We start from the raw sequence: 10723 nt of genomic DNA on the forward strand, positions 1-10723 counted from the left end.
CGTGAGCCCGGAACTGATCATCGCGCTTCTGGCCGCCGCCGTGCAGGCGGGCACGCCCATCCTCTTCGCCACCCTGGGCGAGATCGTTTCCGAAAAGGCCGGGGTGATGAACCTGGGCGTTGAGGGCGTCATCGCCTTCTCGGCCTTTGCGGCCTTCATCACCTGCCACCTCACGGGCTCGGCCTGGCTGGGTTTGCTTGCAGGCGGACTTTCCGGCGCGCTGCTGTGCGGGCTGCATTCCCTCGTATGCCAGGTGTTCCTGGGCAACCAGGTGGTCTCCGGCCTGGCGCTCACGCTCTTCGGCGTGGGCCTGTCGAACTTCCTGGGCACGGCCTACGTGGGCATCGCCACCGAGGGCTTCGGCAAGATCGCCCTGCCGTTCCTGTCGGACATCCCGGTGCTGGGGCCCATCTTCTTCCGCCACGACATGCTGGTGTACCTGTGCTATTTCTCGCCCGTGGCCGTGTGGTTCTTCTTGAACCGCACCAGCCTGGGCCTGGGCGTGCGCGCCACGGGCGAAATGCCCGCCGCCGCCGCCGCCGCGGGCTTGAACCCTCAGCGCTTGCGCGCCTTCGGCGTCATGGCCGGGGGCTTTCTGTGCGGCCTGGGCGGGGCGTACCTGTCGCTGGCGCACACGCACCTGTGGACCACGGGCCTTTCCGGCGGGCGCGGCTGGGTGGCCGTGGCCCTTGTGATCTTCGCCTTCTGGCGGCCCGGGCGCGCGGTCATCGGCGCGTTCCTCTTCGGCGGGGTCATGGCCTTCCAGCTGCGGCTCCAGGCCTCCGGCACCAACGTGCCCTCGTCGCTGCTGCTCATGCTGCCCTATGCGCTCACGGTCATCGTGCTGGTGTTTTCCGCCGCGCGCGCCCGCAACGCCAAGGGCGGAGCCTCTGCCGCGCCCGCGGCGCTGGGCGTCAACATCGAGCCGGAGGGCTAGGCCGTGAGCGACCACAGCGCACAGCAGACCGAACGCCACGGCACGGACATCTCCTTCGCCGACGTGCTGCCCCAGGTGCGCCTGACGGGCGTGACCAAGCGCTTCGGCCACGTGCTGGCCAACGACGGCATCTCCCTGTCCATCATGCCCGGGCGCATCAAGGCCCTGCTGGGCGAGAACGGCGCGGGCAAGAGCACGCTCATGGCCATGCTGGCCGGGCGCTTCAAGCCCGACGAGGGCAGCATCCAGGTGGCGGGCAAGCCGATGGACTTCGCCTCCCCGCGCGAGGCCATCGCCGCGGGCATCGGCATGGTCTACCAGCACTTCATGCTGGTGGAGAACATGACCGTGGCCGAGAACGTGCTGCTGGGCCAGGAGGACGGCTTCTTCCTCAACCCGGCGGCCATGCGCAAGATGGTGGGCGAACTGGCCGAGCGCTTCGGCCTGGGTATAGACGCGGGCGCGCGCGTGGGCGACCTGTCCATGGGTGAGCGCCAGCGCGTGGAAATTTTGAAGCTGCTCTACCGCGAGAGCCAGGTGTTGATCTTCGACGAGCCCACGGCGGTTCTGACCCCGCCCGAAGCCGAGTCGCTGTTCACGGCTCTTCGCGCCATGAGCGCCCAGGGCAAGGCCATCGTGTTCATCTCGCACAAGCTTGAGGAAGTGCTCTCCGTGGCCGACGAGATCGCCATCTTGCGCAAGGGGCGCATCGAGGGCGAGTTCCTGGCCTCGGAGGTGGATTCCCCGGCCGAGCTGGCGCGGCGCATGGTCGGCCGCGACGTGGTGCTGGAGATCGACCGCGACGCCGTGGCCCCGGGCCGCCTGGTGCTCGACGTGCGGAATCTATCCGGCGAGGGGCTGGACGACGTGAGCTTCGACCTCAAGCGCGGCGAGATCCTGGCCATTGTGGGCGTGGCGGGCAACGGCCAGCAGCAGCTGGTGGAAGTGGTCTGCGGCGTCACCCGGCCCGAAAGCGGGCAGGTGGACATCCTGGGCCAGGACTGGGCGAAGTTTTTCCAGGGCCATGACTGGAAGGGCGCGCTGGCCTGGATTCCCGAGGACCGCGCGGGCTTGGCCACCTGCCGCAGCCTGAACCTCACGGACAATCTTCTGCTGACCACGCGCCAGGGCTTCGCCCACGGCCAGTGGCTGGAGCGCGGCCGCGCCAGCGACACCGCGCGCGGCATCGTGCGTGAGCACAACGTGCAGCCCGGGCACATCGAGGCCCAGGCCTGGCAGCTTTCCGGCGGCAACCTGCAGAAGTTCGTGCTGGGGCGCGAGCTCTACCGCGAGCCCCGGCTCATCGTGGCCGAACAGCCCACGCAGGGGCTGGACGTCTCCGCCACGGAGGCCGTGTGGCAGCGCCTGCTGGAGGCCCGCAGGACCGCGGGCGTGCTGCTCGTCACCGGCGACCTGGCCGAGGCCCTGCAACTGGCCGACCGCGTGGCCGTCATGTTCCGGGGCCGCATCATGGGCCTGTTCCCGGTGGCGGACGCGGCCCAGGTGGAACGCATCGGCTCCCTCATGGCGGGGCTCAAGGACTAGCCGCCCATGGCCTCCTGCCGCAGAGTCTCTTGGCGCATCGTCCCCTTTGACCCGGCCTTGCCGGGGCAGCAGGACGGCGTCATCGCGCTCATCTCCGGCATACAGCGCGGCGAATTTCAGCTTCCCATCACCCCGGCGGACCAGCCGGACCTCATGGACATTCCTGGCTTCTACGTGAAGGGCGCGCTCGGCCCGGGCTGTTTTTTCGTGGCCGTGGACGAGTCGGATGAGGCTGGCCTGATCGCGGGCAGCATCGCGCTGCTGAACATCGGACCCGCTGGGGATGGCGTGGGGCAGGGCGCTTTGCGCAAGATGTTCGTGCGTGCGGATGCCCGTGGCTCAGGACTCGCCGCGCAGCTCTTGGCGGCCCTTGAGGCCTGGTGCGGGGCGAACGGCGTGGCGCGGATCTTCCTGGGCACCACGGACCGTTTCCTGGCCGCGCACCGCTTCTATGAGAAGCACAGCTTCACGCGCGTGGAGAAAGACTCCCTGCCCGCGACCTTCCCGGTCATGAGCGTGGACACGGTGTTCTACGCCAAGACCCTGTACGCCAAGATCCGCGTCTCAATCTAAAGATTCAAAAACATCGGGCTGTTGCACGACGGGCAGCAGTCCTTCTCGCTCTTGAACCCGCAAGTTGGGCAGGTGTGCAGCACCGGCGCGGCCGGGTTGTGCTCGCCGCACATGCGGCAATGGGTGAAGTCCGGGGTGTTGTCGGCCTTGCACTTGGGGCAGGTCCACTTGGGTGTCTCGTCGGACATGGCGTCCTCCTTTGGCTCGGCATAGGAGGGAAGGCGGGCTTCCCATGTTCACAACATAGGACGGCCGGGCAAAACGCGCAAGGGGCTCAGAACAGCCACACGCCCAGGGCAACGCCGGCCAGCACCACCCAGATGGGGTCCACCTTGCGCCACAGGGCCAGCCCGGCCGCAACGCAGAGCACGGCCTTGAGCGCACTCCAATCCATGCCGCGCGCCAGCTGGATGCCCACGGCCAGGATGAGCCCGCCCAGGGTGGAGAGCACCCCGGCCAGGGCCCGGCGGAAGGGCTGCCAGGCCAGCAGTTTCCCTGCGCTGGGCACGGTGAGCATGAGGATGAAGAAGGACGGGGTGAAGATCCAGGCCCCGGCGGTGACGGCCCCCAGAAGCCCGGCGATGTGGTAGCCCACGAAGCAGGACCCGAGCATGAAGGGTCCGGGCGTCACCTGGGCCAGGGCCATGCCGTCCATGAAGGTCTCGGAACTCATCCAGCGGTGCAGGTCCACGGTCTCGTGGTACAGGGCCGGGAACACGCCGTAGCCGCCAAAGGCGATGAGGTCGGCTTTGGCCATGGAGAGCGAGAGGTCGAAGAGCAGCGGAGCCAGAAAAGATGTCGCCGCCAGCCAGGCCGAGGCCAGGGCGGCCAGCACGAGCACCCCGCGCACGGGCACCGGCGTGTTGGCGAAGCTCACCGGCGGCGCGGTCTCGTCGCGGAAGACCACCGGCCCGGCAAGCGCCGCGCCCAGGATGATCCAGGCCGGGCCCACGCCATACAAAAAGAGCCCGCAGGCCAGAATGGTGAGGCCCACGCGCCTGGGCCCGCGCGCGTACTTGAGCCAGAAATCGTACACCGCCAGGGCGATGATGCCCAGGACCACGGCGTTCAGCCCCTGCATGGCCGAGGCCGTGACCGTGAGCCCCCGCGCCGCGTGGTAGATGGCCGAAAGCGCGGTGATGAGCGCAAGGGCGGGCAGGGCGAAGCCGACGAACCCGGCCAGCGCCCCGGGCAGGCCGCGCAGGCGCAGGCCCGTGTACGCGGCCATCTGCATCAGCGTGCCGCCGGGAATGGCCTGGCACACGGCCAGCCCAAGCTTGAAGTCCTCGTCCGAGAGCCAGCCGCGCTTCAGAATGTGCTCGCGCATCAGCGGCATCATGGCCGGGCCGCCATAGGCCGTGGCCCCCACGCGCAGGAAGCAGCGGAAGATCTCGTTCAGCGTGGCCTGGGGCCTGTTTCCGGCCTGTTCGGGCCGGTCGTCGTCCACGGGGGCCTGGCTCACGGGCGCTTGGCTCACGGACGCAGAAGCTCCGCGCGAACCTTGGCCACGGCCTTGCGCAGGGGCTGCGGACGGGGGTCGACCTTGCCCTGGGAGAGGTGCGCCTCGCCCGGCAGATACAGGGCGAAATGCCCGGGGTGCAGGGTGAACAGCGCGGTGAAACGGTCCGGGTGGACATAGGTGGCGGCGTCGCGCGCGGGGTCGTAGGGCGTGTTCTCCGCCAGGCCGTCCAGGGCGAAGCGGGCATGCACCTCCGGCCCGGTCAGGGGCAGGTGGATGTCCGCGTAGTGCTGGTGCGCCTCAAGGGTGGTGTCGAGCAGGGCTTTGGTGGTGGTGTCGAAGACCACGACGTACACGTCGCGGCCGTCGACTTCGTACTCGCCGGGCTCGGTGTCCGGCCCCAGGGTCAGCAGGCGCTCGAAGGCCTGTTTCCAGGCGGGCCGGGCGCTGTACAGCTGCCAGTTGATCAGGGCGTCGAAGATCATCGTGTGCCTCCGCTTTGCCGCGTGCGGCGGCGTGTTAGAGGGCGCCGGGCGTTTTGCCCGTGGGGCTGGTGCCCGTGCCGCCGGTGGCTTTGGTCGTCTTGACGATCTTGTTGTTCAGGACGTTGCTGTTCACCTGGGTCTTGGACTCTTTGGTCGCGGTGGCCTTGGGCTTCACGCTGTCGCGCGAGGACGGCACCGGGGACGGCGGAAAGAAGTCGTTGGCCAGGGCCGGTGCGGCGCAGAGCGCCAGAAGGCCCAGCAGCGCGGCCAGCAGGACGGGAAGGGCGCAAACGGGACGGGAGAGACGCGGACCTTTCATGGGGGCCTCCTTGGTTCAAGGATTGTCCGACCCGCTTCTTGTAGGGAGGGGCCGGTGCCGCGTCAAGGGCGGGTGCGGGCCGTGGCGGGCCAAAAAGGCTGCGCCCGCCCGGTGCAAGGACCGGACGGGCGCAGGAATCGCTTGCTGCGGAGGCGCGTTTTACTGCGCTTCGGGCGCGGGAGCGGCGGCCGGGGCCGTCTTCTTGGCGGGCTTCTCGGGCAGCTTGCCGGTCATGACGATGGTGTCGCGCACCACGGCCACCGCACGGTGGGTGGGCTTCTGCGACAGACAGTTGACCGGGCAGGCGTCCACGCAGACGCCGCAGCCCACACAGGCGAAGAACTCAAGCTTCCAGGCGCCCATGTTGCCTTCTTTGCTCACCGTGATGCACTGCGACGGGCACTTGCGCGAGCAGGAGCCGCAGAAGATGCAGCGGTCGATGTCGTTCACCAGTTCGCCGCGGGCGGTGGTGAAGGGCTCGCGCACGAAGAACGGGTAGTTCCGCGTGACGGGCTTGCTGAACAGGTTCGATATTACGGTAGGGAGCATTTTCATGATGGCTACCTCTCCGTGCAGCTGATGCAGGGGTCGATGGACAGGACCACAACCGGCACGTCCGCGAAGTCCAGCCCGGGCAGGATGGCCGCCAGGGGAGGAATGTTCGCGAATGTGGGGGTGCGGATGCGCACGCGCTCCAGGAACTTGTCGCCGTTGCCCTTGAGGTAGTACAGGCACTCGCCCCGGGGCTGCTCAACGCGGGTGATGACCTCGCCCTCGGGCTTGCCCTTCACCTTCACGGCCAGTTCGGAGTCATCCAGCCTGTCCAGCGCCTGGCGCACCAGGTCGATGGACTGGAGGGACTCGCGGAAGCGCACGGTGGAGCGGGCCCAGCAGTCGCCGTCCTTCTCCACGATGGGCTCGAACGCGATCTCGTCGAAGCCCGCGTACTTGAGCTGGCGCATGTCCTGGGCCACGCCGCTGCCGCGCAGCATGGGGCCGGCGGCGCCCAGGTCGTAGGCGGCCTGCTTGGTCAGCACGCCAACGCCCTTGGTGCGGCGGCACACGGTGCTGTCGTTCATGATGGTGCTCTGGAGGCTCTTGATGCTGGCCTCGACCTCGACCAGGGTGTCCTTGATCCAGCGGATCTGGCCCTCGTCCAGGTTGGTGCGCACGCCGCCCACCACGTTCACCGAGACGATGACGCGGTTGCCGGTGGTGGCCTCGTTCAGGTCCATGACCTTTTCGCGGATCTTCCACAGCTGCATGAAGAGCGACTCGAAGCCGAAGCTGTCGGCGAAGAGGCCCAGCCACAGGAGGTGGGAGTGCAGGCGGTGCAGTTCGCTCCACACCACGCGCAGCATGCGCGCCCGGCGGGGAACCTCAAGGCCCATCATTTCCTCCATGCCCTGGCAGTAGCACAGGGAATGGATCATGGAGCAGATGCCGCACACGCGCTCGACGATCTGGATCATCTGGTTGTAGTCGCGCTTGGTGGCCAGCATTTCCAGGCCGCGGTGCACATAGCCCAGGGTGGGCAGGGCCTCCACGACCTTTTCGTCCTCAACCACCAGGGAGAGGTGGATGGGCTCGGGCAGCACCGGGTGCTGGGGACCGAAGGGGATGACGGTACGGGCCATTAGCGCACCTCCTTGGCGACGGTGCCGCTGGATTTGACCAGCAGGCGGCAGAAGGGCGAGCTCTCGGAAGTCTGCGTGCAGTCGTTCAGCAGGCGGCCCTGGTAGTCGAGCACGAGGCCTTCGAAGGTGACGCCGAACTGGTCGCGGATCTCGTTCTCCACCAGGAAGGCGGTGAACAGGATGCCGGAGATGCTCGGAATGCTGCCGCCCTTCTTGAGGGTGAGGCGCAGGTTCTTGAGCGCCAGGTCCTTGTCGAAGTGGTACAGGATCTCCATGTTCTCAGGGTCGATCTCGACGCTGGACATGGTGACCAAGCGGTAGCCCTCGGCCTTGAGTTTGGTCACCTCGGCCACGAGCTGGGCGGAGGTGATGGGGGTGGCTTCAATACTCATCAGCTTGCCTCCAAAATGCCCTTCAGCTTGCCCAGGCCCGTCACCACAGCGTCCATGATGGCTTCGGGTTTGGCCGGGCAGCCAGGCACGTAAACGTCGACGGGAATGACCTTGTCCACGCCGCCCAGAACGTTCGGGGCCTCGCGGAACACGCCGCCGGAGCACCCGCAGGCGCCCACGGCGATGACCAGCTTGGGATCGGGCATCTGGCTGTAGATGTTCTTCAGAATCTCGGCGTTTCTCGGGTTCACCGTGCCGGTGACCACGAGCACGTCGGCGTGGCGCGGGTTGCCCACGTTGATGATGCCGAAGCGCTCAACATCGTACACCGGGGTCAGACAGGCCAGGGTCTCGATGTCGCAGCCGTTGCAGGAGCCGCAGTCGAAGTGCATCAGCCACGGCGATTTGATTTGGGAAGTTTTGAGGAATGACATTGCATTACTCCATGTACAGCCACAGCAGGTTTGCGGTCGCCAGGACCAGGGAAATGGGCGCCACAACCTTCAGCATGTGCCGCCAGGTGAGGCGGGCGCTGATGTTGTCGATGACCAGGGCCGCGAACAGGAACACGGACGCGGTGACGACCATGCTCAGGACGCTGGTGGCCCACAGGAAGGAGCAGATCCACAGCACCACCACCACGTCGGCCCAGTGGGCGATCTCAAGCAGGGCGAAGTCGCGTCCGGCGTAGTCGGTGTACACGCCGCGCACCACTTCCTGGTGCATGTGGTGGGAGGCGGAGATGTCGAACGGGGACTTGCGCAGCTTCACCAGCACCACAAAGAGCAGGCCGGGGATGAGCAGCGGCATCTTGAACAGCAGCGGCTGGCTGGAAGCCATGAAGCTGTATGCGTCAAAGCCGCCGGAGACCTTGGCCATGCACAGGATGGCCACCAGGAACACCGGCTCGTAGGCCAGAAGCTGGAACAGCTCGCGCTGGGCGCCGAGCTTGCTGTAAGGCGAATTGCCGCAGAAGGCGCCCAGGGCCACGAAGCTTGCGCTGGCGGCCTGGACGAAGAAGCACATCAACACGTCGGCCCCGGCGGCCAGGAGCACGTCGGACGCGAGCGAGGCCACCAGGGCCCAGCGCACGAACAGGCCCTGCCAGTGGCTGGCCGGGGGAATGACTTTGGACCAGAGCTTGCCCGCGTCATAGAAGGGCTGAAGCAGCGGAGGTCCCATGCGCGACTGCAGCCGCGCGGTGACCACCCGGTCCACGCCGGCCACCAGGCCGCCCAGCACGGGCGCCAGGATGAGACCGGCCACAGCGAGATAGAAGGTCGTCAGATTCATATGATGGCACCTCCCACCAGGGCCAGCAGGAGCGCCGCAGCAAGGACGCCCGCGAACTTGGTCAGCTTGGCTTCGCCAAAGATCTCGATGGCGTATTCGTTTCCTTCGGTCAGGGTCCAGTTGCGGCCCAGGGGACCGACATAGGTGCCCTTCTCGGCCGAGGGCAGACCGCCGATGTACGGCGTGGCCAGGGTGACCGAGCTCTGCTTGGCCAGCACCTTCATGCCGATGATCCAGGCCAGCATGGCCACCACGAACAGGGTGGGCAGAAGGCCCCAGCCGCCGGCCAGCGCGGTGGCGAAGCCAGCGTCCGGCAGGAGCAGGGCGTTGATCCAGGGAGCGGCCATGCCCAGGCCAACCGCGCCGGCCAGCATGGCCAGGATGGGCGTGCTGGTGAGGCTGGAGGCGTGGGCGTTCTTGGCCTCAATGGACTTGCCGCTCATGATGGTGCCCGCGAAGCGCACCCAGCACACGACGCCGAGCGCGCTGCCGAGGGCGATGAGCACCATGGCCACGGGGCTGGCGGCGGCGGCCTCAAGGGCGGCCCACTTGCCGACAAGCATGCCGAGCGGCGGCAGGATCATGGCCATGGAACCAGCGGCGGCGGCCAGGGCGGTCACCGGGCTGATGGCCACGATGCCGCGCAGGTCTTCCAGATCGCGGCTGCCCACGGTCTGTTCCATGTCGCCCACGCAGAGGAACAGAAGCCCCTTGGTGGCGGCGTGGATGACGAGCAGCACGGTGCCAGCGGCAAGCGCGATGGGCGTGCCGATGCCCGCACAGGCGATGATCAGGCCCAGGTTGGCCATGGTGGAGTAAGCCAGGACCTTCTTGGCGTTGCTCTGGCCCAGGGCCAGGGCGCTGGTGGCGAAGAAGGTGAACGCGCCCACCAGGGCCAGTACGCGGCCGGTGGTGGTGTTCTGGAGCACCGGGCCCAGGCGCAGGCAGACGAACACGCCGGCCTTGACCATGGTGCTCGAGTGCAGGAGCGCGGAGACCGGGGTGGGCGCGACCATGGCGCCCAAGAGCCAGGACTGGAAGGGCATCTGCGCGGCCTTGACGCAGCCCGCCAGGGCCAGAAGCGCCACGGGCAGCATGCTTGCGCCCGCCCACAGGGCCGGGTTCACAAGGGCGTGGATGTCGACCAGGTTGAACTGCTTCTGCACCAGCAGGATGCCGCCGTGCAGGAACACGCCGCCCAGGCAGTTGAGCCACAAGGCGCGGAAGGCGCTCTTCTTGGCCTCTTCGGTCTGGTCGTGGCCGATGAGCAGGAACGAGCACAACGTGGTGGCCTCGAAGAAGAGCTCGAACATGCGCAGGTCGTTGGACAGGGCCAGGCCGTTCATGAAGCCCAGGAACGCGAGCAGGACCAGGAAGAAGCCGGGCTGCTTGCTGACCTTGAGGTGCAGGTGCTCCTCATGGTGCTTCATGTAGGGCAGGGCGAAGATGCAGATGAGCGAGCCTGCGAAGGAAACCACCAGCAGAAGCGACACGGACAGACCGTCGCACACGACGGCGGCCTCGGCCGCGGGCGCGGCAGGCATCTGGGTCGCGCCGAAGGCGGCAAGGCCGAGCTGGAGGCAGGAGAAGACGATCACCAGCAGGTGTTTCGCCATCAGGCCGCGCAGCAGGAAGTACGCCGGAAAGACGAAGGCTGCGGCCTCTGCGACATGCAGGGCCGTTTCAGAGGACAGGAAACCAGGATTGGCGGTCAAGGGCACCTGGGAGGCGACTCCCAGGGCTCCGACGGCCAAAGCCGCGCCAGTGGCCAGCACCAGCGCCGACCGCATTCCCGGGCTTCTCAGCACCAGGCAGGCAAGGCCGGCCACCAGGGGCCATAAGACAAGAACCCCAATGTACGCATCAAGCATGTTTTGAAACCCCCTCAAAAACTTGATGAACTTTTCTGAACGCAGCCAGTTATCCCAAAACGTCAACCAAGGAAAGGGGGCGGTGTTGGAAAAAATGGAAATTCAGCGGTATGAATTAACCGGCGAGCAAGGCTTCTGTAAGGCGGATGGAAAATGCAAAAAAAATGTCAGCCAGCCGACATAATGGCTGGCCGAATTCTCCAGGCGGGGAA

Annotated in this window: 13 protein-coding genes; 3 read left to right on the plus strand and 10 right to left on the minus strand. The window is 67.0% G+C overall.

Annotated elements, in window-relative coordinates; genetic code table 11:
- Position 1 precedes the first annotated feature (1 nt).
- The 3 genes from VN419_RS02645 to VN419_RS02655 all read left to right on the plus strand — a co-directional run bounded on the left by VN419_RS02645 (position 2) and on the right by VN419_RS02655 (position 3055).
- On the plus strand, positions 2-937 hold the full coding sequence (locus VN419_RS02645) for an ABC transporter permease (protein ID WP_325644156.1): 936 nt from the start codon (positions 2-4) through the stop codon (positions 935-937).
- A 63-nt stretch (positions 938-1000) separates the two neighbouring features.
- Positions 1001-2482 carry an ABC transporter ATP-binding protein gene (locus VN419_RS02650; RefSeq protein WP_325644182.1) on the plus strand — a complete coding sequence of 494 codons (1482 nt, stop codon included), beginning with the start codon at positions 1001-1003 and terminating at the stop codon, positions 2480-2482.
- Between the two features lie 6 nt (positions 2483-2488).
- On the plus strand, positions 2489-3055 hold the full coding sequence (locus VN419_RS02655) for a GNAT family N-acetyltransferase (RefSeq protein WP_325644158.1): 567 nt from the start codon (positions 2489-2491) through the stop codon (positions 3053-3055).
- On the opposite strand, the gene VN419_RS02660 is transcribed toward VN419_RS02655, so the two are convergent.
- The 10 genes from VN419_RS02660 to VN419_RS02705 form a co-directional block, all read right to left on the minus strand.
- Positions 3052-3243 (minus strand): hypothetical protein, encoded by a 192-nt coding sequence (locus VN419_RS02660; RefSeq protein ID WP_325644160.1) that lies wholly within the window; start codon positions 3241-3243, stop codon positions 3052-3054. The two genes, VN419_RS02655 and VN419_RS02660, sit on opposite strands and share 4 nt — an antisense overlap.
- 86 nt (positions 3244-3329) lie before the next feature.
- Positions 3330-4532, minus strand: coding sequence for a chromate efflux transporter (gene chrA / locus VN419_RS02665; RefSeq protein ID WP_325644162.1), 1203 nt, complete (start codon positions 4530-4532; stop codon positions 3330-3332).
- The gene (locus VN419_RS02670; protein ID WP_325644164.1) at positions 4529-4999 is read right to left on the minus strand and encodes a YhcH/YjgK/YiaL family protein; all 471 of its coding nucleotides are present in this window, start codon (positions 4997-4999) and stop codon (positions 4529-4531) included. The genes chrA and VN419_RS02670 overlap by 4 nt, the downstream gene beginning before the upstream one ends.
- 34 nt (positions 5000-5033) lie before the next feature.
- Positions 5034-5318, minus strand: a complete 285-nt coding sequence (locus tag VN419_RS02675; protein ID WP_325644166.1) for a hypothetical protein — start codon at positions 5316-5318, stop codon at positions 5034-5036.
- A 159-nt stretch (positions 5319-5477) separates the two neighbouring features.
- Positions 5478-5873, minus strand: a complete 396-nt coding sequence (locus VN419_RS02680) for a 4Fe-4S binding protein (RefSeq protein ID WP_325644168.1) — start codon at positions 5871-5873, stop codon at positions 5478-5480.
- 5 nt (positions 5874-5878) lie between these two features.
- A complete protein-coding gene (locus VN419_RS02685; protein ID WP_325644170.1) occupies positions 5879-6955 on the minus strand; it encodes a nickel-dependent hydrogenase large subunit in 1077 nt (358 codons plus the stop codon).
- Positions 6955-7347 (minus strand): NADH-quinone oxidoreductase subunit C, encoded by a 393-nt coding sequence (locus VN419_RS02690; RefSeq protein ID WP_325644172.1) that lies wholly within the window; start codon positions 7345-7347, stop codon positions 6955-6957. Before VN419_RS02690 ends, VN419_RS02685 begins: the two co-directional genes overlap by 1 nt.
- Positions 7347-7781 (minus strand): NADH-quinone oxidoreductase subunit B family protein, encoded by a 435-nt coding sequence (locus VN419_RS02695; protein ID WP_325644174.1) that lies wholly within the window; start codon positions 7779-7781, stop codon positions 7347-7349. Before VN419_RS02695 ends, VN419_RS02690 begins: the two co-directional genes overlap by 1 nt.
- Before the next feature lie 4 nt (positions 7782-7785).
- A complete protein-coding gene (locus VN419_RS02700; protein WP_325644176.1) occupies positions 7786-8640 on the minus strand; it encodes a respiratory chain complex I subunit 1 family protein in 855 nt (284 codons plus the stop codon).
- The gene (locus tag VN419_RS02705; protein WP_325644180.1) at positions 8637-10430 is read right to left on the minus strand and encodes an NADH-quinone oxidoreductase subunit L; all 1794 of its coding nucleotides are present in this window, start codon (positions 10428-10430) and stop codon (positions 8637-8639) included. The genes VN419_RS02700 and VN419_RS02705 overlap by 4 nt, the downstream gene beginning before the upstream one ends.
- Positions 10431-10723 lie beyond the last annotated feature (293 nt).

This window comes from Humidesulfovibrio sp. (assembly GCF_035560995.1).
Taxonomy (GTDB): domain Bacteria; phylum Desulfobacterota; class Desulfovibrionia; order Desulfovibrionales; family Desulfovibrionaceae; genus Humidesulfovibrio.